This window comes from Paenimyroides tangerinum (genome assembly GCF_003865405.1).
In the GTDB taxonomy this organism is placed as follows: domain Bacteria; phylum Bacteroidota; class Bacteroidia; order Flavobacteriales; family Flavobacteriaceae; genus Flavobacterium; species Flavobacterium tangerinum.
Genome location: NZ_RQVQ01000008.1, coordinates 87,861 through 112,512, shown reverse-complemented (window position 1 = coordinate 112,512; position 24,652 = coordinate 87,861). Strand labels below are relative to the sequence as shown.

Below are 24,652 nucleotides of genomic sequence, written 5' to 3'. Positions count from 1 at the left end.
TATACAACTATTTCTTTTTTTTACCAACTATTTTTCTTGATTTATTAATCGAACTCAGGTTACAAAAATCAACTGTATAATTTTTTATATTTTAAAAGTTTATCACGCAAGTCGGTAGCGCTGATGTCAATTTTTGTCGTATTAATATTTATCGAATTGTTTTCTAAAGCCTTCTCAATAAGTTTCTTGTTTTTTAAATGTGAGATTGTGCTACGTTTATTTTTTAAATACACAATAACCTTAGGTTCTTTATATAAGATGAAAAATGGATAAACATCAACAGCAACAATGCTTTCAATATTATTCCAATAAACTTTTCCGTAAATAGAATCGTAATCGATGTAACCTTCTGAGTCAATTTCGATAACAGGTTTTTTATAATTCCAAAGCAATTCAAGATCCTTGAAAAGTAAATAAAGTGCAAATGCAATACCGCCAATCCAAATCATTCGGTATTGCTTTCTTTCAAGAATTTCAAAATATAACAAAGTAATCACAAGACAAATCAAACTAATAGTAATCAAAATGTGTTTAATCAATTTAGCTATATTGCATTTTATAGTTTCTTTTTCCATAATTAATTGGCATCAATTTTATTAACAAACAATTCCTTTTTCTTGAAACCAAAAGTGCTAATCATTTTATCAACCAAAAAATCATACTGATTTAAAGTTTGCTTATTTAATTTTAACGGCCAATACAGTTGAATTCTTTCCGATGAATCGATTTCAATAAAAAAACGGATGTTGGTTTCACTTCGCCATCTTCGAGATAGATCTACATATTCTTTTGTTGTCATTCGGATAATATACGTTACTTGTTTTATTTGAATTTCTCTTTTTGAAGTAAAATTATGAACGATTAGTTTATTTGTTTTCTTGTTTAATTCAATTCGTTTTAGACTTACAATAAACATAATTGAACTTGCAATAACGTAAGTAGTCACAAATAAAATTAGATATAAATTGAATTTAATATCCAAAAGAAACGAAATAGCAATTGCAAAAGGAGTACAATTAAAAATTATTAAAAAACTGAATGCGCGCCACATTTTATTTGGATAAAAAACAAAACCATTTTCGGTTGTTTTTGCGAGTTTTAATCCAAAATCTTTGGCTGAAAATGTATTCATAAGTGGTTTGTATTTAGGTTGATACAATATAATAAATTTAGTTGATATTTTCATTTATTTAGCTTTCTAAACCAACATCCTTTTTTGTAACTTTATAAAATCTTTCAATTATGAATAATTAAATTTTAGAAAAAAATGAGCACAAAAGCATACGCAGCCTTTAATGCGGTTGATCCGTTAGGTCCACATACGATAGAAAGAAGAAACTTAGATGTTAATGACGTTTTTATTAAGATTGATTATTGCGGTGTTTGTCATAGTGATTTGCACACAGCTCAATCTGATTGGGGACCAACGAACTATCCGGCTGTTCCAGGTCACGAAATCGTGGGAAGAGTTGAAGCTGTTGGTTCTGAAGTTACCAAATATAAAGTTGGCGATTTAGTTGGAGTTGGATGTTTGGTAGAATCTTGCAAACATTGTCATTCTTGCGATGAAGATTTGGAACAATATTGCGAAAATGGTTTTACCGGAACTTACAATTCTAAAAATTCAAAATATGGTGGAATTACTTACGGTGGTTATTCAGAAAACATTGTCGTTCACGAAGATTTTGTTTTAAGTGTTCCAACCAATTTACCTTTAGATGCGGTTGCTCCTTTACTTTGTGCAGGAATCACTACCTGGTCGCCATTGCGTCATTGGAATGTAAAAAAAGGAGATAAAGTCGGAATTATTGGTTTAGGAGGTTTAGGTCACATGGGAGTGAAATTTGCAAAAGCAATGGGAGCGCATGTAGTGATGATTACTACTTCTGAATCTAAAGGTGCTGATGCAATGAAATTAGGAGCTGATGAGGTTTTGATTTCAAAAGATCCTGAACAAATGAAACAACATAATTATAGTTTTGATTTCTTGTTGAATACCATTCCGGTTGCTCACGATGTAAATCCGTATTTGTTGTTGTTAAAGTTAGACAAAACGATGTGTATGGTTGGAGCAATTGAGCCACTTCCAGGAGTACATGGTGGGGTTTTAATTAATAAACGTAGAAACATCGCTGGTTCATTAATTGGAGGAATTAAAGAAACACAAGAAATGTTAGATTTCTGCGGCGAACATAATATCGTTTCTGATGTTGAGGTTATTCGAATGAATGAAATTAATGAAGCTTATGTTCGCATGCAAAACTCTGATGTAAAATACCGTTTTGTGATAGATTTGAAAACATTGTAATATAAAGGCAATATTTTTTTTGTGATTACGTTTTATAATAAACATTTAATCTATGATAAAAACAGTTTTATATTTATTTATCACATCTTTGGTTTTGGTTTTATTTGGCTGGTTTACGGATTCAGACAAAGTAAAACCAACTATTTTAGTTCAGATGATAGAGTTTATTGCAATGACGATTATTGTTTTTTCTGTTCTATCTGGATTTACTTGGATAATCATGAAAATTTTTAAAACAAATTGTACAAATAATTTCACTAAAAACTCTTGAGAAATCAGGAGCTTTTTATTCTTTTTTTTTAGGTAAAAAAGTTTTATATTTGTCAAAATTACTAAATAACTGAAAAAAAATGAAAAAATTATTATTTCTGTTTGTAGCTAGCACGAGTTTACTTGTTTCATGTGGTAGTGACGATAATTCATCAGAAAGTGCAGCTTCATCTTTAATTGGAAAATGGGAAGCAAAATCTTTTGATTATTCAATAACATTTGACGGAGAGCCAGTTGAAGATGAAGATGGTGAGTTTGAGGTTAACGGTGTTGTAGGAACTATTTTTGAATTTAAAAACAATAACATAGTTCTTATAACGAGTTATGAAGAATTTGACGAGAATGAGGGAGAATGGACGACGGACGAAGGAACGTATGTTTATAATGAAGCCGCAAAAACAATTACAATTACATCGGTTGATGAGTTTGATGGAAGTCTTGACGTAGTTGAGATGAAAGTTAATTCACTAACGAATTCTAATTTCAATTTTTCATTAAGTGATGCTTTTGATTTTGAAGATGATGAGACCGGTGAAGAAATAGAAGTAGTTTTGAAAATGGATGTGAATTGCATAAGAAAATAGTATAATCTTTTATAAACAAAAAAGCTCTTGAAAAATCAGGAGCTTTTTAGATTCAATAACGTAAGTTTTTTTAGATGAAACAGTCCGAAATGTAAGCGAATTCCAAAAATACCAGTTTCAGAGTTAAAGCTTTCGTCTCCAATTTGTATTTCGTCTTTTTGCTCAGATTGACACATAAAAAAATGTCCCGCATCAAGACAATTTATTTTATCTTTTTTATGTAATTCACTCCAACCAAATTCTGCATATTCATCATTTTCTTCATCGAACAAAAAACGTCTAGCCTTTATAAAATTCTCATTATCAAATTCCATAAACGAACGAATTGCCCATCTTTTCAAATCAGATTCAAATCGTGCAGCAACCTCATCTTCGGTTAATGTTCTTGAAGGAGAAATCATTATCGTATCCATCGGAATTAAGATTTCGCTACCTTCTGGTTGATAACTTAATGCATAAGTTCCTGACCAAATATCAATTTCTGTTTGTGCGTTTATTTGGATGCAAAAACAAAATAGAAATACAATTTTAAACATAATACTTTTCATAAATCTGATGTTTTTTTAGCATTAATTACAAATTATTCTTTTGATACACTTTGTAAACTTTTTGTGTTTGGTAAATATTCAACAGTTAAATTTTTTGTATTCAAATTCATCTTTGTTAACACTGGATTTTCAAATGATGAATTCAGAACCAGAGTATCATTTTCTTCATTTACAAAAGCATAGAACCAACGATTTTGAGATGTAAATCTGCTATAAGAAACATTTTTACCAACAAAGGTTGCGCCATCGATGTATGAATATTCTTCTTTCATCGATAAATCAAAATCTAAAATGTTGTTCCAATAATAAAAAGTTACGATTCCTAAAATGACGAAAGTATTGATTAGAATTTTTTTAACCGTGATTTTTGTCTCGAAAAAGGGCAAACCTTGACGTTCTCTTTCTTCTCCATTATTGATTATGAAGTTTGCAAAAGCAACCAAAACAGAAGTAAAGCACAGAGATGAAATGATAATGGCAATTAAATAATAATCTAAAACGATTTCTCGTTGTAAAGGATATCGATAATATATAATTATATAAAAAAGACCAATTACCGAAATTACACCTAATGCAATTAAGAAAAAGGTTGTTTTTTTTCTATGTTTTTTTGTTTCTTGCATTATTTATTTGATTCATAAATATTTGATTGATTTAAATTTACAAAAAATAAAGCAATAAAAAAACGGTCTATTGTTGACCGTTTTATGATAAATGAGATAAATCTGATTCTGTTTCCAATTCAATTGGATTTTGATTTTGCTTAAATAATCGTGCCGTTAATTCACCTTTTAAAGTGATTTTTTCTCCGCGAACTTCCAGCCAACTTCCTTCTCGTAAACCCAAAACAGGTTGCGTATTAAATGCATGAAATTCATTAATTCGAGTTTCGCGAGTTTCGCCCATATGTGTCGAACCTTCAATTGGGTCTAAATAATGCGGATTGATATTAAAAGGAACCATTCCTAAAGTTTGAAAACTTGGAGGATAAACAATTGGCATATCGTTCGTGGTTTCCATAGTTAAACCTGTAATATTACTTCCTGCCGAACATCCTAAATATGGAGTTCCGTTTAGCAAAGCTGTTTTTAAAGCCGTCATTACACCCGTTTGATGCAATTGTTTTACTAACAAAAATGTATTTCCGCCACCAGTAAAAATTCCTTCTGCATTAGAAATCGCTTCAATCGGATTTTCGAATGTGTGTAAACCAATGATTTTTTTACCGATTTTTTCGAATGCGTCAGCAACTTTTGAAGTATATTCGTCATGCGTAATTCCGCTTGGTCTTGCGTATGGAATAAATACAATCGTGCTTACATTTTTGAAATGATTTTCTAATACCGGAAATAGATATTCTAAATATCCTAAACCAAAAACAGTTGAGGTGCTTGCTATGATTAAATTTTTCATTATATTCAGTTATAATTACAAAATTAAGTTATTTTCTTTTAACATAACTTTACAAACATTTACAATTAACTTTAACGTATTAAAGAATATTTTTACTTTTACTTAAAATAATCAAATGAAACATAAATACCTAATCTTTTTATTTTTTCTACTTATGAACTTAACGAATTGTTTTTCGCAACAACGTACCCAAGTTCAAGGAAAAGTAGTTTCTAGATTCCGTGATTTGGAAGGTATTTATATCGAAAATATTTCGGCAAGGAAGAATACAACTACAGAAAAAGGAGGTTATTTCAAAATTGAAATGCAACCAAATGATACGTTGATTTTTGCTTCGGTAAATCTAAAAGGTATAAGAAGAGTAATTAAAGAAACTGATTTTTCTAAAAAACTTTTATTCATCCCGATGGAAGCTTCAGAATATACCTTGGATGAAATGGTTATTGACAGAAGAATTACTGCGGAATCTTTAGGAATTATTAAACCAAGAAAAAAACTTACGCCAACAGAAAAAAGATTACATACTGCAACATCGACTTCATCTCCTTACGGAATCGTATCGATTGATGGATTTGTAAACGCCTTGTCAGGACGAACGGCAATGTTGAAGCGTGCTTTGGAACTCGAACGTGAAGAGATTTTAATGCGAAGAATTATCAATGTTTTTGATGAAGAATTTTATACAAATGAACTTCATATTCCTAAATTATATATCGAAGGATTTGGATTTTTTATTACTCAAAATAAAAGCTTAACAAAATCGATAACGTCATATAATAAAACCGAATTGAAGTTTTTGATGACTCAAAAATCAATTGAATATTTGGAAATAATTAAAGAACTTGAAAAATGAAAATGCAGTTTAAAATTTTTATAGCGATTTTATTCTTGTTTTCTGTTGGAATTCAAGCTCAAGAACGCATTGCTAAGAACGGTAGAATAATTGGAAAATATTTCGATTTGCATGATGTAGCAATCCAGAACGTAAATCTCAAAAAAACGGTTTATTCAGAAAAAGGTGGATATTTTAAAATGCCAATCGCTTTAAATGATACTGTGGTTTTTTCGTCAGAAAATTTCAAACCTATTTTTATTGTTGTAACACCAGCTGATTTAAAAAGTCGTTTTCTTTATATTTCATTAGAACCAAATGAAGATACTTTAGAAGAAATGGTTATTGATGGTACTATTAAGAGAAATGCTTATTTAGATGCCAAATCAAGGAGAACAAGTAATTATAAAAAACTGCATACAGCCACTTCAGGAGGATTAATTGCACAATTTATTAATATTCTTTCAGGAAGAACCAAGATGATTAAGAGAGCAATTGAAATGGAAGAGCAAAACGATTTGGCAGAACAAATGATTAACTCAATGAGTGAAGATTATTTTGTCGAAGAGCTTAAAATTCCAAAAGAGTATATTGGTGGTTTTGGATTTTTTCTAATAGATGATATTGATGTTATTGAGGCTGTAAAAAGACATAATGAATATCAATTAGAATTTTTATTACCTCTAAAAGCTAAAATGTATTTAGAAACTCTTAAAGAATATCAACAATAAAAAGGAAATACTTAACTTTGTAAAAAATTAAACAAAATGTTCGGAATAGGCGGAGGCGAATTGTTCGTAATAATTGCTGTGATTTTAATGTTGTTTGGGTCTGATAAAATTCCAGATATAGCTCGTGGCTTAGCAAAAGGAATGGCTCAAATTAAAAATGCTACTAACGACATCAAACACGAAATAACAAAAAGTGTTGAAGAATCTGGTGTAGTCGAGGATATTAAAGAGTCTGTGAAAATCGATGAGTTGAAAAAATCTGTCGGATATGACGATTTAAAACAATCAATGAATATGGATCATTTCAATCCTTTGTCAGATGTTCAAAATGAAATCGAAAAGACAAAAGAAGATATCGAAAACATGACAGGTCCAATTAAACGAATGAAATAATGTTAGATTCAATCATACAATTCGATCAACAATTATTAGTTTATCTACATAGTTTTGGTTCAGAAACTTGGGATCCATTTTGGTTGTATATTACCAAACAATTAAATTGGTGGCCGTTTTTCTTGATTTTATTGTATTTATTATATAAAAAGCTAGGTTGGAAACAATTAGGTTTATTGATTGTAGTTTTAGCCTTGTTTTTTACATTTACGGATCAAATGACTAATGTCTTTAAAAATTCATTTCAGCGATTACGACCATTAAATGAACCAGCAATTGAAGGGATGGTTCGTGTTTTAAAAAACACCAAAAGTTTCAGTTTCTTTTCAGGTCACGCATCAAATTCAACAGGAGCAATGGTGATTCTTTTTGCCGTTTTGCGAAAGTATTACAAATACGCTTGGATAATATTTTTCTTTCCGTTGTTATTTGCTTATACCCGAATTTATTTAGCATTACATTATCCAGGTGATATTTTATGTGGATTCATTTTCGGAGGATTATCAGGATTCCTATTCTTTAAATTATTCAAATACTTAAATAAAAGATTAAATCTTACAGATAAACAAAACAAAAACGCTTTCGAATAAGAAAGCGTTTTTGTTTTTATAAAACTCGTGAAACCGTAAGTCCGTCTCTTATCGGTAATAAAACCGTTTCAACTCTTGGGTCTTCTTTTGTAATTCGGTTGTATTCTAATAAAATCGGAGTTGACTTATCATTCTTCTTAACTTCTTCCAAAACCTTTCCGCTCCATAAGACGTTATCAGATAAAATAATTCCACCTTTATTCATCATCGGGACAATTAAATTCCAATAATTAATATAGTTTTCTTTATCGGCATCAATAAAAACCAAGTCAAACTTTTTATTCAACGTCGGAATGATTTCAATTGCATCACCAATGTGCTGAAAAATTCGTCCTTTATAATCTGATGAATTAAAATATTTCTCTTGAATTTCTTCTAATTCCTCGTTGATATCAATGGTGTCAATCGTTCCATCAGCTTGTAAACCTTCTGCCAAACATAAAGTAGCATAACCTGTGTAAGTTCCCAATTCTAAAATATGTCTCGGATTGATAATTTTAGAAAGCATACTTAAAACACGACCTTGAAAATGACCGCTAAGCATTCTAGGTTGTAAGATTTTTTGATGCGTTTCTTTATTTAAACGTTGCAAAATTTCAGGTTCATTTTCTGAATGAAGCGCAACATAATTTTCTAATTCTTCTGAAATAAAATGCATGTGATGTATTTTTTGCAAAGATACATTATTTTCAGAAAATCATTTTTCCTGTATTTTACTGATTTCCCTATGTTATATGATGAAAATCAGTTTTTATAACGAATATTTTTCATAATTTTATTGAAATCAAAAAGTAGAACAATGAAAAGATTAGAAAATAAAGTAGCATTAGTAACAGGTGGAGCATCTGGAATTGGAAAAGCAATTGTAGCGCGTTTTGTAAAAGAAGGAGCAAAAGTTGTTTTTACTGATTTGAATGAAACTTTAGGAAAGCAAGTAGAGGCAGAAATTGGAGCAGATTCATATTTTATAAAAGCAGATGCTGCTTCACCTTCAGATAACGAAATGATTGTAAAAGAAACCGTTGCTAAATTCGGAGCTTTACATATTGCAGTAAATAATGCCGGAATTGGCGGAGAAGCGAATATAGTTGGAGAAATGTCTATCGAAGGTTGGAAAAAAACAATTGATATTAACCTAAACGGAGTTTTCTATGGTATGCATTATCAATTACCAGAAATTGAAAAAGTAGGCGGAAGTATTATTAACATGGCTTCGATTTTAGGTTATGTTGGTTTTGCAAATTCATCTGCTTATTCTGCAGCAAAACACGGAGTTCTTGGTTTAACAAAATCTGCCGCTTGGGAATACGGAACAAAAAATGTACGAATCAATGCTATTGGTCCTGGATTTATCTCTACACCTTTAGTTGATGATAATTTAACACCTGATGTTTTAAATTTCTTAAAATCTCAGCACGCAATGCAACGATTAGGAACGTCAGAAGAAGTTGCTTCATTAGCACTTTGGTTGGCTTCAGACGAAGCTTCGTTTGCAACCGGAACCTATTATCCAATCGATGGAGGATATTTAGCAAAATAAAAATCGAAATAAATGATTAAAAGTGAACTTATTTAGGTTCACTTTTTTTATGAAAAATTCCAATCGAAAATACTAACTTTGCATCATGCAAACGACAAAAAAAGACATCCGTACATTAAGCAAAGAAGATTTGCGAAATTTCTTTGTTTCTCAAGGTGATAAATCATTCCGAGGAAACCAAGTTTACGAATGGTTATGGAGTAAAGGAGCACATCATTTTGATGATATGACCAACCTTTCTAAAGAAACCAGAAACATGCTCGAAGCTCACTTTGTGATTAATCACATCAAGGTGGATACGATGCAACACAGTAACGACGGAACCATAAAAAATGCCGTTCGTTTGCACGATGGTTTGGTGGTTGAATCTGTTTTAATTCCAACCGAAACACGTACCACAGCTTGTGTTTCTTCGCAAGTTGGATGTAGTTTAGACTGTAATTTCTGTGCAACAGCTCGTTTAAAACGTATGCGTAATTTGGCGCCAGACGAAATTTACGACCAAGTAGTTGCTATCGATCAAGAAAGTCGTTTGTATCACAACCGTCCACTTTCTAACATTGTATTTATGGGAATGGGCGAACCGTTGATGAACTACAACAACGTAATGAAAGCTATTGATATGATTACTTCAGACGAAGGTTTAGGAATGTCGCCAAAACGAATCACCGTTTCTACATCCGGAGTTTCAAAAATGATTAAGAAAATGGCCGATGATGAGGTAAAATTCAAATTAGCTGTTTCGTTGCATTCTGCCGTTGAAGAAATCAGGAATCATATTATGCCGTTTACCAAAAATTTTCCGTTACCCGAATTGCGTGAAGCTTTGGAATATTGGTACCGTAAAACAAAAAGTAAAATTACTTACGAATATGTGGTTTGGGGCGGAATCAATGACGACAAAAAATCGATTGATGCTTTAGTGAAGTTCTGTAAATATGTACCTTGTAAAGTCAACTTAATTGAATATAACCCAATCGACGATGGCGAATTTCAACAAGCTGCTCCAGAAGCCATTGATGCGTACATCAAAGCTTTAGAAAACGCTGGAATTGTTGCTAAAGTACGTCGTTCTCGTGGAAAAGATATCGATGCCGCTTGTGGTCAATTAGCAAATAAATCATAAATAAAACCTGTAAGAATTTTCTTGCAGGTTTTTTATTTGGAGCTATTTCCAGCTTTCCGCTATATCTTTAATTGTTGGCTGAGCGGAGCCGAAGCCATCAATTAAAGGATGCCGCTGCAATCTGGGCTAAATCAAAAGATTAAAAAATATTATTTTAAACTATATTTTTTTTAGTAAAAAAGATAAAAAAATAAAATTTATTCAATAATATTAGGTTTTGGTTAAAAAAGTATTACCTTTGTAAAAGAAACAAAAGAAGTTTGTCTTCACTATTTTAAGCCGGCTATTTACTTTAGCAATTATTACTCGATTAAAAGAGTTTACTACTTCATTAAAACCACGGCTGAAGCCTCAATTCCAATATTAATAAGTTTATCATTAAGAATAGAAATGATAAATTAAAGACATTTTATCATAATCACTTTAAGTAATTTTTTTTCTATCATAGATATATTAATTTTTTCGGTTGCACTTCTAGTGTTTATAATAAATGACCAAAAAAGTAAAATTATCTTGAATTTAAAAAAAGCAAAAACGTTCTTTCTCAAATCAAGTATTTATTTAAAAAACATCATCCTTACTGCATCTTAATTAAGTGATCTTTCGTGCTTTTTAGTACGAGTTTCCGACTGATTTATCATAAATAGACTGTTATATGTCTGAATTAGTTAGAATATAGATTTACATAGGTAACAGTAGTTTTTAAATGAATATTACAATAAATGAACAGAATAGAAATACAACAAAATGTTGAACTTGAAAGAGTACTAACATTAGAAGAAATGATCATATCTAAAAGTATGAACGGATGGATACTACAGTTATTCAATCAGATATTTTTCAAAAAAAAGTAGCTATTTTTTAAGCTAATAGCTTAAGAAATACAAATAACATAACCTTTATATAAAGAAAATAGAGGTAAATAATAAATTAATAATAAATAGAATGCAAAAAGGTACAGTAAAATTTTTCAATGAAGCAAAAGGTTTCGGATTTATAACAAACGGAAATGAGGATATTTTTGTTCACGTAAGTGGATTAGAAGATGAAATCAGACAAGATGATAATGTTAGTTATGATATTGAAAGAGGACAAAAAGGATTAACTGCTGTTAATGTAAAAAGAATAGCATAGTTTTTCTTTTTAATATAAATAATAATTATATTCAGAAAACACATAATGGAAACGTTATGTGTTTTTTAGTTTTAAAACAATTACGAATCGTTACTGTTTTATTTTACTATAAAGAAAGCTGTTACTCTGTACTTTTTTAAAGTTTATTTGAAGCTATTTCCAGCTTTCCGCTATATCTTTTACTGCATTTCATTTCGTAAAAGGATGCCGCTGCAATTTGGGCTAGAATCGCTTTCGTATCAAGAAATCAATCTCTTTTAATTAAAAGTGTATTTTACTTTAAAATTTACATAAACAAAAACTCCAACAGAGTTCTAAACTCTGTTGGAGTTTAACTATTAATTTGTTTTGATTTTCTGATTTTAAAATATTTTACTTTTCAACAAAATTTGTATCTTCCCAATATTAAATAAAACTAATATGAACACCCAAATACAAGTAATCGATTTAAACTTTTTAAATACTAAAGAATCCATTGGTTCATTCTTAATACCAACCGAAAAAGGACCAATTCTTATCGAATCAGGACCAGAAACAACTTATCAAGCTTTAGCTGCCGGAATAGAAAATGCAGGCTATAAAGTAGAAGATATTCACGCAGTTTTATTAACGCATATTCATTTTGACCACGCTGGAGCTGCTTGGAAGTTCGCTAAAAACGGAGCTAAAATTTATGTTCACGAAATTGGTTTACCACATTTGGCAAATCCTGAAAAATTATGGAATTCTGCTGCTATGATTTACGGTGATGATATGGAGCGTTTGTGGGGAAAAATGGAACCAATTTCAACAGATTTATTAATCGCCGCAAATGATGGTGATGTAATTGATTTTGGTGATGTACAATTTAAAGTGATTTATACACCAGGTCACGCAATACATCATAATGCATATCAATTAAATGATATCATTTTTACGGGTGATGTTGCAGGTTGTAAAATTGAAAACGGACCGGTTGTTCCACCTTGTCCGCCGCCAGATATCGATATTACGTTATGGAAAAAATCGATTCAAAAATTAAAAGATGAGAATCCAACGGCTTTATATTTAACGCATTTTGCTCGTCAAGAAAATCCAATCCAATTGCTAAATGAATTAGAAGTTGAGCTTGATAATTGGGCTACTTTTATGAAACCATTTTTTGATGCGGGAACACCAGCAGATGAAATTGTACCACAATTTATGAAGTTTACATCAGATGCTTTTAGAGCAAAAGGTTTATCAGATGAAGAAATTCAAGTCTATGAATATGCCAATCCAAGTTGGATGTCAGTTAACGGATTATTACGTTATTGGAAACTAAAAAGTCAAGGACGAATTGAATAATAATAGGCAACGAGAAATCGTTGCTTTTCTTTTTAAAATTGACTTAGATTAAGCACTAAGTTTTAAAAAAAATGTTAATTTTGAATCTATGAAAATAGTGGAACAAATAAAACTACCGATTGAACAAGAGATGAAACTTTTCGAAGATAAGTTTCGTAATTCAATGAATTCAAACGTTGCTTTATTAAATAGAATAACCCACTATCTTATTAATCGTAAAGGAAAACAAATGCGACCAATGTTTGTTTTCTTAACTGCAAAAATGGTCAATAACGGGCAAATGAACGAACGAACGTATCGTGGAGCTGCCGTTATCGAATTGATTCACACTGCAACTTTGGTTCACGATGATGTGGTTGACGATTCGAACAAACGCCGTGGATTTTTCTCAATCAATGCACTTTGGAAAAATAAAATTGCCGTTTTAGTTGGTGATTTCCTACTTTCAAAAGGGTTGTTGTTATCTATTGATAACGATGATTTTGATTTGTTGAAAATCATTTCGGTTGCCGTTCGTGAAATGAGCGAAGGTGAGTTGTTGCAAATTGAAAAGGCCCGTCGTTTAGATATTACCGAAGATGTTTATTACGAAATCATTCGCCAAAAAACAGCAACTTTAATTGCTGCTTGTTGTTCGTTAGGTGCTTGTTCGGTTCAGCCAGATGATAAAGAATTGGTTGAAAAAATGCGTTTGTTTGGTGAATACGTGGGAATGGCTTTTCAGATAAAAGACGATTTGTTTGATTATACAGATGATGCCATCGGAAAACCAACCGGAATCGATATTAAAGAACAAAAAATGACTTTGCCTTTAATTTATGCATTAAACAATTGTTCGGATACTGAAAAGAAATGGGTAATCAATTCAATTAAAAATCACAATACCGATAAAAAACGTGTTCGTGAAGTGATTAAGTTTGTAATAGATAAACAAGGTTTGGCTTACGCCGAACAAAAAATGTTTGCTTTTCAACAGCAAGCTTTAGATTTATTAGCTGATTTTCCAGATTCACCTTATAAAAAGTCCCTTATTTTAATGTTGAATTATGTGGTTGAAAGAAAAAAATAATATTTTAAATAATTTCTTGTTGTTTTATTTCTAAATATTTGTTTAACAAGTTTATCGACAAATCGGCTGGTTTGGTATATATTGTTTTGATGCCGTGTAGTTGTAACTCTTGCATAATTAAGTATTTTTCGTGTACGAATTTAGAAGCAATTGTTTGTATATAAATGTCTTTTGTAGAATTTATTTTCTTAGAATAAATTTCATCAAGTAACGTATTCTCAAAAATAACAGTTAATACCACGTGTTTTTTAGCCAAGGCTCTTAAATAGGGCAATTGTCTTTTAAGGGCATCGACTGTTTCAAAGTTGGTAAAAAGAATTAGCAAACTTCTTTTTTGAATTTTCTTTAAGCTTTCCGATAAAATATATTCGTAATTTGATTCTTTAAAATCTGTTGTAATACTGTATAAAGATTCTATAATTCTGCGTAATTGTAAGGTTTTGTTATCTGCTTTTAAGAAGATATCAGTTTTTTTATCAAAAGTCCATAAACCAGCTTTGTCTTGTTTTTTAATAGATATATTAGCTAACATTAACGAGGCATTAATGGCATAATCTAATAATGACATTCCGTTAAAAGGCATTTTCATTGTTCTGCCTTTATCAATAAGTAAATACACATTTTGCGCTTTTTCTTCTTGGTAATGATTTACCATAATGTGTTGCCTTTTGGCTGTAGCTTTCCAGTTTACATGTCGTAAATCATCGCCTAAAACGTATTCTTTAATTTGTTCAAATTCTGATGATTGACCTATTTTACGTGTGCGTTTTATTCCGTTAGGTAATAAAGCTGTTCTAGAAGCAAATAATTCGTACTTGCGTAAATTTAAAAAACTAGGATACACAGCTACTTTTTGATTCGCAGAAAAAGTATATTTTTTACGTATGAATTTTGTTAAGGTACTAACGTAAATATTGATTGCTCCATATTCATAAACACCTCTTTCTTTTGGATTTACATCGTATTGCACGCTTTTTTTAGAATATTTACTTAACGAATCTGATATTGAAAACGAACGTTCTTGTAATTGAAAAGGCAATTCATCAATAATAAGTAAATCGCAAGAAAAACCATAGTTGTTTTGTATTTTAATCGTAACCTCATTCGCATCTCCGTTTGAAAATCTATCGGCAATGATTCTTTCTGAAGTAATTCCTTTCTTTTGATGAAAAAGCATAAAATATTCAACGCATAATACTAATGTAAAAGCTGATAAAAATACTAATGCAACATAAAAGAATGCAGTGATAAAAAATCCTACAACAAATATGATCATTACAATTAGTAATATTATATAAAAACGTGTATTTAGGTACAAAAGTTTCATTGCGCGTTATCGAGGTATTTCTACTGTATCTACAATTTGTTTTACTACATCTTTAATGGTAATTCCTTCCATTTCGCGTTCTGGAGACAATATCAATCTATGATTTAATACATAATAAGCAATGTATTTGATATCGTCTGGCGTAACAAAATCGCGTCCATTAATTAAAGCAAATGATTTACTTGCATTTAAGATTGCAATTGATGCACGTGGCGATGCTCCTAAATATAAGAAGTTGTGATTACGTGTGTTGTTTACTATCTGCGCAATGAATTGAATCAAATGTGGTTCTACCAATACTTTTAATGCTGTTTTTTGAAAATCTATTAATTGTGTCGATTTAATAACCGGATTAATTAAATTGGTTTTTACTACATTTTCATTTGCTTGTTCAAGGTTTAGTAATTGAACTTCTTGCTCTAAGGTAGGATAGTCAATGGTGATTTTCATTAAGAAACGATCTAATTGTGCTTCTGGTAACGAATAAGTTCCTTCTTGTTCAATTGGATTTTGCGTCGCCAAAACAATAAATGGTTGCTCCATTAAATAGGTGTTTCCGTCAATGGTAATTTGGCGTTCTTCCATTACTTCAAACAAAGCTGATTGCGTTTTTGCTGGCGCGCGATTTATTTCATCAATTAATATAAAATTTGAAAAAATAGGACCTTGTTTGAATTCAAACTGATTCGTTTGATTGTTGAAAATTGATGTTCCTAAAATATCAGAAGGCATTAAATCAGGCGTAAATTGTATGCGAGAAAATTGTGTTTGAATGGTTTTGGCCAACAATTTTGCAGTTAACGTTTTTGCTAAACCTGGTACACCTTCTATTAAAACGTGTCCGTTTGATATTAATGAAACTAAAAGTAAATCTATTAATTCTTCTTGACCTACGATTACTTTTCGTAATTCATTTTTTATAGCTTCGATTTGCGATTTTAATTCGTTTAAAGGTAATCGGCTGTCAAATGATATGTCGTTATTTTCTAAATTTTCCATAGTTAATTTTTAATTTTTCTAAAAGTTGGTTAAACTGTATTAATTGCTGTTGTGTGTATTTTTGATGCGTATTAAAAGTTTGAACAAATTGTACAAAAGCATCAATATCGGAAGTTGAAGCCAATGTTTTTTGTTGTAATTTATCTTTAAAATCAGTATCAATTTTTTGGGTTGAAATTTTCAAGTTATTTCTAATAAAATATAATGAAAACTGAATTTGTTTTTGCAAAAGCTGCGTAATATCGTTTTCTTGAAAATACATATTACCTACCGTTTCTACATATTCAACCGTTGTGTTTTTAACAGGTTCAATAATTGGAATAATGCGTTGTTTGCGTTTTCCGTAGAAAAATACAAACAGCAAAAGCGATACAAATAAAGTGTACCAAGCAAAACGTAACGATTTATTTTTAAATAAAACCCTTAGCAAGGAGTTGTTTTCTTCTCTTTCGTTTGAATTATAATTAGAATCAAACCAAACCACATTTTTCTTTTTAATGACAGTAGCAAAACCTTCCGTGAAACCACTAAAGTCATTTTCTTTGTTTAGCAAATAATAATTTGTAAGCAAAATAGGAGTGGTGTTCAAATAAATGGTTCCTTTACCAAATTTGGTGGCAATAAAAGCCAATTCATAATCTAATTTAGCTATTGCCGTGTGGTTGTTCGGATTTTTTACTAAAAAAACATTGTTGTAATTGTCCTTGGTTATAAAATTGTCTTTCGAAAAACTGTTATTTACAAAGTATAGTTTATTTTGAGAAACTTTATCTGTTTTTAAAAGTAAGGTGTCTAAAATTGTAGCGAAACCACTGTAGAAATTCTCAGCAGAAATAACCAAATCAGCACCTTTATTAACTTGTTCTAATAATTTTTCGGCAGAAATCACATCAAAATTTGCTGCATCTTCAATAACTAAGAAAGTTTTTTCGCTGCTGTTGTTTATTTTTAAGCTATCAATATAATACTCATAAGGAGTTAAAGCCGTTTTAGTTATTTTTTGATCTTTTAATAAAGTTGGAAGTTCGTTGTTGAAAACATATAATCCGTAAGGATCTTTATTTTGAGTATTAAAATTTCTTTCCCAATTAATAGGACTGGGAAAATACAATTGAATGAACATTACAAATAATGCAGCCAATAAAAAGTAAACACCATATTTTACATATTCGCTTTTCATGATTTTTTATTTATAAGTTCGATAAACTGTTGTTCGATTTTAGTGAAATTAGCCGAAGATATTTCATGTGAACCATACCAAACGTTATCATATATATATGAAATGTATTGAAATAAAGTTTTGTTTTTTAGATCCGTTATCTCACTAAGATACTTTTTGGTTGTTTTGTTAGGTTCGTAATCTATAAAATTGTTTTGCGACCAGTTTTTAAGCATCCATAAGTAATAATAACGAATAGCTTTACGCACATTATTATCTTGAATAGCTGTCTTTGTTAAGGCTTCAAAATCAATTTTTTCGATATTCTCTTCGATATATTTTTCATTTACAACAATCTCATTTTTCTTTGAAAACAAACGAATAAATCCTTTTTTGTTTAGATAATAAATTAAATAACCTAATCCAATGCCACCTAAAATAATCAATACAATGTTTACTATTTCATCAAATACAGGGTTTGGTTCTGATGTGCCAAAAGAAAACCAATCTAAAAAACTTTGCCACCAATCACGCATTCGAGATAAAAAGCCGTTTTCTTTTTTAATATCGTATTTATAATAATATTCGGAATATTCGTTTCGGAAGTTAGGATTGAATTCTTTTTTAGAAAATTGTTCCGTATTTAAAGGCACAAGTGTACTGTTGATAGAATCTTGAGTTATCTTACTATCATTTAAAACTTCTTCTACTCCAGATGTTTCTGTCGTAATTTCGTCTTCTTCATGATATTGTGCAGAAAGAGTGAAACTAAAAAGAAACCAAAAAATAAAAATACATTTATTCATACTTTCCAATTTCGTCAATAGATTGACGTATAGTATTTTGTTCTATTTTTTCACGTTCGGAATAATAAATCAATCCTGATTGTATCAACAATAAGTGATTTAGTAACATACTAACCAAAATAGAAATGCAATAAATAATAATAATTACAATCATTAAAATAGATATGTTAGAGCTGTCTATATCTCCTCCGTCAATTCCTTGCGTACCCATAACCATGGTAACCATTGTGATTATATAAGGAATTATTGTTACTGCAGTGCTTAAAACATATACAATAATTAACATACAAAAACTAGCTCCTATAATTGTCCAGAAGTTGTTAAAAATAGTATTTAAAGCATTTTTATAAGCAGTAAAAAAGGATTGATTTTTATTTAAGTAGAAGTAAAGAGTTAAAGAATACCATGTAATAAAGGTTGGAATCAAAAGAATTAATATAAAAAAACCAATGATTACAAAACTTAAAACTATAGCAATTGAAAAGGTTATAACTGCAGTTAATCCAAATATAATAAAACTTAAAAATCCAAATGCAAGTAAACGTCCTAAATCATTTTTTACTAGAGTTCTAATAGATTTTAGCTCGGGCATTTTATTTGGGTTTTCACCAACCAATCTTAAATAATACACGGGATAAGTGTAATTTAGTAAGCCTAAATAAAGCGAAACAAGAAAACACACCACAATTCCTATTATTAAGAAAACTGCATTGTCTGTAACAAAAGAGTTGTCGTAGGTTTCAGAACCATTATATCCAATAGAAGTTACAATTACTCGATAATAAAAAGTACTTATTAATGCCATTGAAACCATTAATAATAACAGTGCAACAAAAGCATGTTTTAAATAGTTTTTAAAATAATTTTTGCCATATATCTTTAAAAATTGAAAGGTATCTGAAATAAAATCGCCAAAATCGCGAATTTTGAAAATTTGAAACATAAGTGATTCGTTTTTTTAAATGATTTGTTTGTTTTGTATTTTTCTGTTAACGATTATTGGATAAATAAAGTAATAAAAGCTAATCAGCGCTAATGTTCCAAAAATAATAATATAATTTAAAAAATTAGGCATTTCTTTAGCATAACGTGTTACGTAACCTTCTATAATTCCAGCAAAAACAGTAAAAGGCAAGGTGCTTATAAAAAGTTTAAAGCTTTTTTTAAATCCAATTTTTAAAGACTGCAATCGGGAATAGGTACCCGGAAATAAAATACTACTTCCTAAAATAAAACCTGCACATATTTCAATTACAATAGCCATAATTTCCATTGATCCGTGTAGCCAAATACCACGAATACTTTCGTTGAAAACGCCTTTTTCGTAGAAAAAATACTGAAAACTACCTAGCATTATGGCGTTGTTGAACATTATATAAAACGTACCTAATCCTCCAAAAATCCCATAAATATAACATCGAATTCCTACAAATAAGTTATTGATTGTAATGCCAATTGCGCTTCCCCAGTTTGAACTTCCTTTGTAAACTGCCATAGGATCTCCTTCGGATATATTATCTAAAGTTGCATTTACATAAGCATCGCCTAGAATTAAGCGTACAAAACGGTCGTCATAAGCTGCAGATAAAACTCCAATTCCAACAAAAACTAAAAATAATAATAAAGAAAAATACAATACCTTTCTGTATTGATAAGCAATAACGGGTACTTCGTAGAAAAAAAACTTGCTTAAAGCATTTTTTTCATATTTATAACTGGTATAAACTTTTTGATGTACTGAACCTGCAAGGTTATTTAAATACTGTGTAAGTTCGCTTTTTGGATAAAATGTTTGTGAAAAAGCCAAATCATTACTTAGTTGAACATACATCTGAGACCAATCTTCAGCAGATATTTTATTTTTTACTGTTAATTGTTGCTCTATATTTAACCATTTTTCTTTATTTTGTTTAATAAATGCAATCTCTCTCATAGAGCTAAAATAAAAATAATGAATGGAATAACTATCATTACAACTCAAAATGTCGCAATAAATTTTAAAGCAGCTTCTTTAGGCGAACGTTTACTTGCATTTGCAATTGACATGGCTATTAAAATAGTCTATATAATTGCTTTGTTTTATTTTGTTTTTGACCTTTTAGGATTAGGTTCTTTTGTCAATGTTTTAGATTCTTGGGAGCAATCTTCGATAATGTTTCTCTTGTTTTCGCCTACAGTTTTTTATACGTTAATTTTTGAAAGTTGGACAAACGGTCAAACTCCTGGTAAAATGCTTTTGAAAATTAGAGTGGTAAAATTAGAGGGATATCAAGCTAGGTTTTCAGATTATTTTAGTCGATGGGTTTGCAGATTAATAGATATTGATTTTTCTTTGGGATTACCTGCAATGGTGAGTATCATTTTTTCTGATAAAAGTCAGCGTTTAGGCGATATAGTTGCTGATACAACAGTAGTTTCTTTAAAATCGTACATACAACTTAGACATCGTTTTTTAGACGAAATTTCTAATGAATATATAGTTACTTTCCCAACGGTTGTTCGCTTATCTGACAACGATATGAATATCATAAAAAAGGCGTATTCAAATGCTATCATGCAAAACGATATGCAGATGTTAAACAAATTAGTTTTAAAGATTGAAGAAGTAACTGAAATTAAAAAACACGATGTAACTATACATCAATTTATACAAACAATTATAAATGATTTTAATCATTTAACCAGTAAATAGTCTATTTCTCTATATTAGATTCACTAATTTTAATGTTGAATTGCGTAGTTGAAAGAAAAAAATATTTTTTTTATTTTCGCTTAATTGGTTTTAAATTAGATAATTACTTTTTTTATTCGAAAAAAAAGTAATTTTTTTTTGCCCTTCATCCAACCTTTCTTCGTTTTTTTACGTCTATGTAAATAGAATAACCAAGTAAGTGAAAATTATACCGATAAAATATTCAGAAGAAAAGTTAATTGAGCAAGTGAAACAACAAAATCGCTTGGCTCAAAAACAATTGTATGATAGATTTTCGCCTTCGTTATTAAGTACGTGCCGCCAATATATAAAAGATATTCACGAAGCAGAAGATGTAATGTTAATGGGTTTTATGAAGATATTTCAGAACATCAATCAATTTCAATTTGCTGGAAGTTTTGAAGGTTGGATGCGTCGCATTATGATATATGAAAGTATCGATTTTATTCGACAGAAAAAACAAATCACTTTTACAGAAGATGTTTCATATAAAGAAGAAAGCCATTTTGAAAACGATAGTTTGTATGAAGTTGAAGCGATTCAGAAATTGATTGACGATTTGCCAGAAGGTTGTAAAATGGTTTTTGTGCTTTCGATTGTTGAAGGTTACAAACATCAAGAAATTGCTGAAATGTTGCAAATATCAATTGGAACATCCAAATCTCAATTAGCACACGCACGAAAATTATTACAAGAACGTATTCAATTACAAGATAAAAAGATATTATAATGGAGCAGTTTGAAAAAAATATCAAAGAAAAATTAAACGAGCGGAAAATCCAACCAAGCGCACAAGCTTGGGATAAGCTTGAAATGATGTTGAATGATCAAGAAGTGAAAACAACAAAGAAATCACCAAGAACCTATTTGTTTATTGCAGCTTCAATTTTAGTATTTGTGAGTTTAGGAACTTTCTTTTTTAAGATGAATTCCGATTCGATAGAACCAAACGTAATTCAAATCCAACCAACGGAAAATTTGGTAATCGAAGAAAATCGAAACGAAGAAGTTGAAGAAATTGAAGAGGCAAAATCACATCAAAATGAAGTTGTTTCTGAACCTAAAATTATTAAAGCGAAATCGGAAAATAAAGCAATTGCACATCTTCCAAAAATTGAAAAAGAGCAATTAAATGAGTTAGAAGTTAAAGTGGATAGAGAAATAGTTTCGATTGAAGAAAACAAACAAGAAATTGTTGAAGTTCAACAAGAAAAACAAGAAATTCCTACATCAAAAGTTGATCCTAAAAAATTGTTGATGGTTGCTGAGTATGAGAAAAATGTTGAAAAGTCAGCTTCACAATTCAAGCAAATGAAACATAAATTTGAAGAAGTTAAAACGGCATTGAATAATATAAATCAATAAGTTATGTATAGAATAATAATTTATATTTCTGTTTTCTTAGCAAGTTTGCTATGTAAAATGTACGGACAATCGAATGATTCTGTTCAGGTTGAAAAAAAGGATAACTATTTTATTTTTAAAGAAAGCTTAGCGTATAATAATGAAAAAAAATCAGAAATTTTTCAATCTCAAATTAACAAAATCTCAAATCAATTAGATAAATCAATTAAAGAGAATAAAGAAGCTTTGAAGAAAGATTTATTACTAATTGAACAGCAATTAAAAAATAATGAAATTTCACAAGAGAAGGCAGAAGTTTTAAAAAATGAAAAAGCTATTTTTTATGCAAATAAAATTGATGAAGCAACGTTAAAATCAGAAAAAGAAATCAACGAAGCTATCCAAGTTAAAATTAATAATGAATTGGATATGAAAGCTTCATTAAATGATTACATAAAAAGTTTGGTTGAAAAACGTTCGCATATTATTTTGTCGTTAGGTTTTGGAACAAGTTTAAATTTAGTTGACGGTGCTTTAAATACAGATATGTATAAAACCAAACCTTTCTCATCAATTCATTTTGGTGTTGGAGGAAAAACCAGATTGATTAAAGATAATCCGCATTATTATCTGCGTTATGAATGGACAACGATTTACAATTTTGTAAAACCTGCCAATCAAAAAGTACTTGATGTGGTTGATAACCAAACTACTTTAGTTGATTATGAAAAACCATTGAAGAAATCTAGAATTGACTTTGGACAATCACGAATTTCGGCATATTTCGAATACGATTTTTCTAAAAAGAAAGAAGATGAATACGGGAATGTGATATTACGTTCAAGACAATCCTATTTTATGGGAATTGGAGGATTTGCAGGTTACGGTAATAAAAAAGTTACTCAGATTATGAAATACAAAACTTCAGGCAAAGAACATAAAAACAGGGAAATTGGTGCTTACGGAGTTAATCAATTTGTTTATGGAGTTGGTGCTTATTTTGGGTATAAAAAATATTCGTTGTTTGCAACTTATAATTTAAATCCAACATTTAAAAATTCAGAATTCAAACAAAACTTTTTAAATATTGGGATAAACTTAGATATTATCTAAATTTGCTATTATTTATGTTTGTAAAATCACAATTAAAAATCAATTTAAAAAAAATTAAAATTATGAAAAAAATCCTTTTAGCTGCAGTTTTACTTGTTTCAGCATTATCTTTTACATCTTGTTCATCAGATGACAATTCTACAGAAAATGTTCAAACAGAATCTAAATTTAAAGGAACTTGGACGGGAACTTATTCTGGAGAAGCTTCTGGAACTTGGACTGCTCAAATCGATGCAAATGGTGAATTTACGGGTCAAGCAAGTAGTCCTGTTGCATCGACAGTTTTTACAATGAAAGGAACGGTTAGTGATTCAGGTGAATTAGATGCTGATTTTTATGTAAATAATTCAGTTGTTGGTGTATTCAACGGAACGTTAAACGCAAATTCTGGGCAAGGAAATTGGACAAATACATTATTAAGTTTATCTGGAACTTGGCAAGGAACTAAAAATTAAAAACTATGAAAAAAGTATTACTAGTATTAGCTGTTATATTTATAGGAACAGCTGTAAAAGCGCAAACAAACGATTCTATTCCAGAAGTTGAAGAAATCGATATCAAAGAAACCGTTTACAAATATGTTGGAAGAACCGTTAAAGACACAGCGGTTGTTTATAAGCCAACGACAAGTTTTCAGGTCCGTTTTGGTTTTGTGAATATGGCTAAAGATAATCAATTCGCAAACTCAGATTTTGGTTATTTGCGTTCGACTGGTTTTGAATTTGGAGTTGTTCAACGTCGTCCGTTTTCAAAAGAAAGCAATCTTTTAGGTATTAAATACGGACTGACTTTGTCTTATAATTCGGTTGCAGCAACGGATAATCGTGTTTTTGTATTGGATGGAAATCAAACGGTTTTACAAACATCACCTCAAAATTTAAGAAAGGCGCATACTTTTTTTAGAAATTCTTACATTAATATTCCAATTGCTTTAGATTTTGATTTTTCTACAAAAGAATATAATTCTGCAAACAGAAAATTCATTACAAAAGATAGAATCAATTTTGGACTTGGAGGTTATGTAGCTTACAACATCAATTCGAAACAGTTCGTTTCATATAAAGATGAAAACGGTTATAAGATAACTGAGAAGCAACACGGAAAATGGAATGTTAACGATTTTGATTACGGTTTAATGGCTTATGTCGGAAAAGGAGATATTAAGCTTTATGGGAAATATGGTTTAGCTCCGGTGTTTAAAAATAATGCGCAAGACCAAAAATATTGGACTTTAGGAATACAAATTGAATTAGGAAACTAGTTGATAAATTAGTTTGAAGCGTGCTCAGAAGGCACGCTTTTTTTTGTAGTTTTGTTTGTATAAATT

The 24,652-nt window shown here is 30.1% G+C and carries 30 protein-coding genes; 18 read left to right on the top strand and 12 right to left on the bottom strand.

Going from position 1 to position 24,652, the window contains the following annotated elements; translation table 11 throughout:
* Window positions 1-68 precede the first annotated feature (68 nt).
* Together EG240_RS05080 and EG240_RS05075 are read right to left on the bottom strand one after the other, a co-directional pair.
* On the bottom strand, window positions 69-575 hold the full coding sequence (locus EG240_RS05080; protein WP_125018101.1) for a hypothetical protein: 507 nt from the start codon (window positions 573-575) through the stop codon (window positions 69-71).
* A 2-nt stretch (window positions 576-577) separates the two neighbouring features.
* Entirely contained in the window at window positions 578-1,132 is a 555-nt protein-coding gene (locus EG240_RS05075; RefSeq protein WP_125018099.1) for a hypothetical protein, read from the bottom strand.
* 135 nt (window positions 1,133-1,267) lie between these two features.
* Between EG240_RS05075 and EG240_RS05070 the strand changes: the two genes are divergently transcribed.
* The 3 genes from EG240_RS05070 to EG240_RS05060 all read left to right on the top strand — a co-directional run bounded on the left by EG240_RS05070 (window position 1,268) and on the right by EG240_RS05060 (window position 3,162).
* The gene (locus EG240_RS05070; protein WP_125018097.1) at window positions 1,268-2,308 is read left to right on the top strand and encodes an NAD(P)-dependent alcohol dehydrogenase; all 1,041 of its coding nucleotides are present in this window, start codon (window positions 1,268-1,270) and stop codon (window positions 2,306-2,308) included.
* A 52-nt stretch (window positions 2,309-2,360) separates the two neighbouring features.
* The gene (locus EG240_RS05065; RefSeq protein WP_125018095.1) at window positions 2,361-2,579 is read left to right on the top strand and encodes a hypothetical protein; all 219 of its coding nucleotides are present in this window, start codon (window positions 2,361-2,363) and stop codon (window positions 2,577-2,579) included.
* A gap of 79 nt (window positions 2,580-2,658) precedes the next feature.
* A complete protein-coding gene (locus EG240_RS05060; RefSeq protein WP_125018093.1) occupies window positions 2,659-3,162 on the top strand; it encodes a hypothetical protein in 504 nt (167 codons plus the stop codon).
* Between the two features lie 35 nt (window positions 3,163-3,197).
* Here the strand turns inward: EG240_RS05060 and EG240_RS05055 are convergent, their stop codons facing one another.
* From EG240_RS05055 to pepE, 3 genes are all read right to left on the bottom strand, one after another.
* Window positions 3,198-3,710 (bottom strand): phosphate ABC transporter permease, encoded by a 513-nt coding sequence (locus EG240_RS05055; RefSeq protein WP_125018091.1) that lies wholly within the window; start codon window positions 3,708-3,710, stop codon window positions 3,198-3,200.
* 32 nt (window positions 3,711-3,742) lie between these two features.
* Window positions 3,743-4,333, bottom strand: a complete 591-nt coding sequence (locus EG240_RS05050) for a hypothetical protein (protein WP_125018089.1) — start codon at window positions 4,331-4,333, stop codon at window positions 3,743-3,745.
* Between the two features lie 82 nt (window positions 4,334-4,415).
* Window positions 4,416-5,123, bottom strand: coding sequence for a dipeptidase PepE (gene pepE, locus EG240_RS05045; RefSeq protein WP_125018087.1), 708 nt, complete (start codon window positions 5,121-5,123; stop codon window positions 4,416-4,418).
* Between the two features lie 115 nt (window positions 5,124-5,238).
* Here pepE and EG240_RS05040 point away from each other — a divergent pair, with 115 nt between their 5' ends.
* Genes EG240_RS05040 through EG240_RS05025 form a run of 4 tightly spaced genes read left to right on the top strand, consistent with a single transcriptional unit; the run spans window position 5,239 to window position 7,669 of the window.
* Window positions 5,239-5,976 (top strand): hypothetical protein, encoded by a 738-nt coding sequence (locus EG240_RS05040; RefSeq protein WP_125018085.1) that lies wholly within the window; start codon window positions 5,239-5,241, stop codon window positions 5,974-5,976.
* Window positions 5,977-5,978: 2 nt separating this feature from the next.
* On the top strand, window positions 5,979-6,686 hold the full coding sequence (locus EG240_RS05035; protein ID WP_125018083.1) for a hypothetical protein: 708 nt from the start codon (window positions 5,979-5,981) through the stop codon (window positions 6,684-6,686).
* A 36-nt stretch (window positions 6,687-6,722) separates the two neighbouring features.
* Window positions 6,723-7,079 (top strand): Sec-independent protein translocase subunit TatA/TatB, encoded by a 357-nt coding sequence (locus EG240_RS05030; RefSeq protein ID WP_125018081.1) that lies wholly within the window; start codon window positions 6,723-6,725, stop codon window positions 7,077-7,079.
* Window positions 7,079-7,669, top strand: a complete 591-nt coding sequence (locus tag EG240_RS05025) for a phosphatase PAP2 family protein (RefSeq protein WP_125018079.1) — start codon at window positions 7,079-7,081, stop codon at window positions 7,667-7,669. Before EG240_RS05030 ends, EG240_RS05025 begins: the two co-directional genes overlap by 1 nt.
* A gap of 16 nt (window positions 7,670-7,685) precedes the next feature.
* On the opposite strand, the gene EG240_RS05020 is transcribed toward EG240_RS05025, so the two are convergent.
* Complete coding sequence (locus EG240_RS05020; protein ID WP_125018077.1) at window positions 7,686-8,327, bottom strand: O-methyltransferase; 642 nt, start codon at window positions 8,325-8,327, stop codon at window positions 7,686-7,688.
* A gap of 141 nt (window positions 8,328-8,468) precedes the next feature.
* Between EG240_RS05020 and EG240_RS05015 the strand changes: the two genes are divergently transcribed.
* From EG240_RS05015 to EG240_RS04995, 5 genes are all read left to right on the top strand, one after another.
* Complete coding sequence (locus EG240_RS05015) at window positions 8,469-9,209, top strand: SDR family NAD(P)-dependent oxidoreductase (RefSeq protein WP_125018075.1); 741 nt, start codon at window positions 8,469-8,471, stop codon at window positions 9,207-9,209.
* An 85-nt stretch (window positions 9,210-9,294) separates the two neighbouring features.
* Window positions 9,295-10,335 carry a 23S rRNA (adenine(2503)-C(2))-methyltransferase RlmN gene (gene rlmN / locus EG240_RS05010; RefSeq protein WP_125018073.1) on the top strand — a complete coding sequence of 347 codons (1,041 nt, stop codon included), beginning with the start codon at window positions 9,295-9,297 and terminating at the stop codon, window positions 10,333-10,335.
* Window positions 10,336-11,280: 945 nt separating this feature from the next.
* On the top strand, window positions 11,281-11,469 hold the full coding sequence (locus EG240_RS05005; RefSeq protein ID WP_125018071.1) for a cold-shock protein: 189 nt from the start codon (window positions 11,281-11,283) through the stop codon (window positions 11,467-11,469).
* Between the two features lie 420 nt (window positions 11,470-11,889).
* Window positions 11,890-12,795, top strand: coding sequence for an MBL fold metallo-hydrolase (locus tag EG240_RS05000; protein ID WP_125018069.1), 906 nt, complete (start codon window positions 11,890-11,892; stop codon window positions 12,793-12,795).
* An 88-nt stretch (window positions 12,796-12,883) separates the two neighbouring features.
* A complete protein-coding gene (locus EG240_RS04995; protein ID WP_125018067.1) occupies window positions 12,884-13,864 on the top strand; it encodes a polyprenyl synthetase family protein in 981 nt (326 codons plus the stop codon).
* A gap of 4 nt (window positions 13,865-13,868) precedes the next feature.
* Here EG240_RS04995 and EG240_RS04990 read toward each other — a convergent pair whose 3' ends face one another.
* From EG240_RS04990 to EG240_RS04965, 6 genes are read right to left on the bottom strand one after another with little or no spacing between them, the layout of a single operon-like run.
* Window positions 13,869-15,140, bottom strand: coding sequence for a DUF58 domain-containing protein (locus EG240_RS04990; RefSeq protein WP_158611986.1), 1,272 nt, complete (start codon window positions 15,138-15,140; stop codon window positions 13,869-13,871).
* 57 nt (window positions 15,141-15,197) lie between these two features.
* Window positions 15,198-16,190, bottom strand: a complete 993-nt coding sequence (locus tag EG240_RS04985) for an AAA family ATPase (RefSeq protein ID WP_125018063.1) — start codon at window positions 16,188-16,190, stop codon at window positions 15,198-15,200.
* Window positions 16,171-17,370 (bottom strand): DUF4350 domain-containing protein, encoded by a 1,200-nt coding sequence (locus EG240_RS04980; protein ID WP_125018061.1) that lies wholly within the window; start codon window positions 17,368-17,370, stop codon window positions 16,171-16,173. Before EG240_RS04980 ends, EG240_RS04985 begins: the two co-directional genes overlap by 20 nt.
* Entirely contained in the window at window positions 17,367-18,155 is a 789-nt protein-coding gene (locus EG240_RS04975; protein ID WP_125018059.1) for a hypothetical protein, read from the bottom strand. Before EG240_RS04975 ends, EG240_RS04980 begins: the two co-directional genes overlap by 4 nt.
* Window positions 18,148-19,098 carry a hypothetical protein gene (locus EG240_RS04970; protein WP_125018057.1) on the bottom strand — a complete coding sequence of 317 codons (951 nt, stop codon included), beginning with the start codon at window positions 19,096-19,098 and terminating at the stop codon, window positions 18,148-18,150. Before EG240_RS04970 ends, EG240_RS04975 begins: the two co-directional genes overlap by 8 nt.
* A 15-nt stretch (window positions 19,099-19,113) precedes the next feature.
* Window positions 19,114-20,088, bottom strand: coding sequence for a stage II sporulation protein M (locus EG240_RS04965; RefSeq protein ID WP_125018055.1), 975 nt, complete (start codon window positions 20,086-20,088; stop codon window positions 19,114-19,116).
* 18 nt (window positions 20,089-20,106) lie between these two features.
* On the opposite strand from EG240_RS04965, the gene EG240_RS04960 reads away from it, so the two are divergent.
* The 6 genes from EG240_RS04960 (at window position 20,107) to EG240_RS04935 (ending at window position 24,586) form a co-directional block, all read left to right on the top strand.
* Entirely contained in the window at window positions 20,107-20,847 is a 741-nt protein-coding gene (locus EG240_RS04960; RefSeq protein ID WP_125018053.1) for an RDD family protein, read from the top strand.
* Window positions 20,848-21,046: 199 nt separating this feature from the next.
* Window positions 21,047-21,598, top strand: a complete 552-nt coding sequence (locus tag EG240_RS04955) for an RNA polymerase sigma factor (protein WP_125018051.1) — start codon at window positions 21,047-21,049, stop codon at window positions 21,596-21,598.
* Window positions 21,598-22,233, top strand: a complete 636-nt coding sequence (locus EG240_RS04950) for a hypothetical protein (protein ID WP_125018049.1) — start codon at window positions 21,598-21,600, stop codon at window positions 22,231-22,233. The genes EG240_RS04955 and EG240_RS04950 overlap by 1 nt, the downstream gene beginning before the upstream one ends.
* Before the next feature lie 3 nt (window positions 22,234-22,236).
* The gene (locus EG240_RS04945) at window positions 22,237-23,325 is read left to right on the top strand and encodes an ATP synthase subunit B family protein (RefSeq protein WP_125018047.1); all 1,089 of its coding nucleotides are present in this window, start codon (window positions 22,237-22,239) and stop codon (window positions 23,323-23,325) included.
* A gap of 62 nt (window positions 23,326-23,387) precedes the next feature.
* Complete coding sequence (locus tag EG240_RS04940) at window positions 23,388-23,780, top strand: hypothetical protein (RefSeq protein WP_125018045.1); 393 nt, start codon at window positions 23,388-23,390, stop codon at window positions 23,778-23,780.
* A 5-nt stretch (window positions 23,781-23,785) separates the two neighbouring features.
* Window positions 23,786-24,586 (top strand): porin family protein, encoded by an 801-nt coding sequence (locus EG240_RS04935; RefSeq protein WP_125018043.1) that lies wholly within the window; start codon window positions 23,786-23,788, stop codon window positions 24,584-24,586.
* The last annotated feature ends 66 nt before the right edge of the window (window positions 24,587-24,652 follow it).

Bases quoted from the DNA above. Each gene is read 5' to 3' on its own strand.
- EG240_RS05025 (WP_125018079.1), top strand. From the start codon at position 7,079: ATGTTAGATTCAATCATACAATTCGATCAACAATTATTAGTTTATCTA.
- EG240_RS05050 (WP_125018089.1), bottom strand. From the start codon at position 4,333: ATGCAAGAAACAAAAAAACATAGAAAAAAAACAACCTTTTTCTTAATT.
- EG240_RS04940 (WP_125018045.1), top strand. From the start codon at position 23,388: ATGAAAAAAATCCTTTTAGCTGCAGTTTTACTTGTTTCAGCATTATCT.
- EG240_RS04950 (WP_125018049.1), top strand. From the start codon at position 21,598: ATGGAGCAGTTTGAAAAAAATATCAAAGAAAAATTAAACGAGCGGAAA.
- EG240_RS04965 (WP_125018055.1), bottom strand. From the start codon at position 20,088: ATGAGAGAGATTGCATTTATTAAACAAAATAAAGAAAAATGGTTAAAT.
- EG240_RS04970 (WP_125018057.1), bottom strand. From the start codon at position 19,098: ATGTTTCAAATTTTCAAAATTCGCGATTTTGGCGATTTTATTTCAGAT.
- EG240_RS04995 (WP_125018067.1), top strand. From the start codon at position 12,884: ATGAAAATAGTGGAACAAATAAAACTACCGATTGAACAAGAGATGAAA.
- EG240_RS04935 (WP_125018043.1), top strand. From the start codon at position 23,786: ATGAAAAAAGTATTACTAGTATTAGCTGTTATATTTATAGGAACAGCT.
- EG240_RS04985 (WP_125018063.1), bottom strand. From the start codon at position 16,190: ATGGAAAATTTAGAAAATAACGACATATCATTTGACAGCCGATTACCT.
- pepE (WP_125018087.1), bottom strand. From the start codon at position 5,123: ATGAAAAATTTAATCATAGCAAGCACCTCAACTGTTTTTGGTTTAGGA.
- EG240_RS04980 (WP_125018061.1), bottom strand. From the start codon at position 17,370: ATGAAAAGCGAATATGTAAAATATGGTGTTTACTTTTTATTGGCTGCA.
- EG240_RS05060 (WP_125018093.1), top strand. From the start codon at position 2,659: ATGAAAAAATTATTATTTCTGTTTGTAGCTAGCACGAGTTTACTTGTT.
- EG240_RS04990 (WP_158611986.1), bottom strand. From the start codon at position 15,140: ATGATCATATTTGTTGTAGGATTTTTTATCACTGCATTCTTTTATGTT.
- EG240_RS04945 (WP_125018047.1), top strand. From the start codon at position 22,237: ATGTATAGAATAATAATTTATATTTCTGTTTTCTTAGCAAGTTTGCTA.
- EG240_RS05065 (WP_125018095.1), top strand. From the start codon at position 2,361: ATGATAAAAACAGTTTTATATTTATTTATCACATCTTTGGTTTTGGTT.
- EG240_RS05075 (WP_125018099.1), bottom strand. From the start codon at position 1,132: ATGAATACATTTTCAGCCAAAGATTTTGGATTAAAACTCGCAAAAACA.
- EG240_RS05005 (WP_125018071.1), top strand. From the start codon at position 11,281: ATGCAAAAAGGTACAGTAAAATTTTTCAATGAAGCAAAAGGTTTCGGA.
- EG240_RS05020 (WP_125018077.1), bottom strand. From the start codon at position 8,327: ATGCATTTTATTTCAGAAGAATTAGAAAATTATGTTGCGCTTCATTCA.
- EG240_RS05055 (WP_125018091.1), bottom strand. From the start codon at position 3,710: ATGAAAAGTATTATGTTTAAAATTGTATTTCTATTTTGTTTTTGCATC.
- EG240_RS04960 (WP_125018053.1), top strand. From the start codon at position 20,107: ATGAATGGAATAACTATCATTACAACTCAAAATGTCGCAATAAATTTT.
- EG240_RS05030 (WP_125018081.1), top strand. From the start codon at position 6,723: ATGTTCGGAATAGGCGGAGGCGAATTGTTCGTAATAATTGCTGTGATT.
- EG240_RS05070 (WP_125018097.1), top strand. From the start codon at position 1,268: ATGAGCACAAAAGCATACGCAGCCTTTAATGCGGTTGATCCGTTAGGT.
- EG240_RS05080 (WP_125018101.1), bottom strand. From the start codon at position 575: ATGGAAAAAGAAACTATAAAATGCAATATAGCTAAATTGATTAAACAC.
- EG240_RS05015 (WP_125018075.1), top strand. From the start codon at position 8,469: ATGAAAAGATTAGAAAATAAAGTAGCATTAGTAACAGGTGGAGCATCT.
- EG240_RS05040 (WP_125018085.1), top strand. From the start codon at position 5,239: ATGAAACATAAATACCTAATCTTTTTATTTTTTCTACTTATGAACTTA.
- rlmN (WP_125018073.1), top strand. From the start codon at position 9,295: ATGCAAACGACAAAAAAAGACATCCGTACATTAAGCAAAGAAGATTTG.
- EG240_RS05035 (WP_125018083.1), top strand. From the start codon at position 5,979: ATGCAGTTTAAAATTTTTATAGCGATTTTATTCTTGTTTTCTGTTGGA.
- EG240_RS05000 (WP_125018069.1), top strand. From the start codon at position 11,890: ATGAACACCCAAATACAAGTAATCGATTTAAACTTTTTAAATACTAAA.
- EG240_RS04975 (WP_125018059.1), bottom strand. From the start codon at position 18,155: ATGAATAAATGTATTTTTATTTTTTGGTTTCTTTTTAGTTTCACTCTT.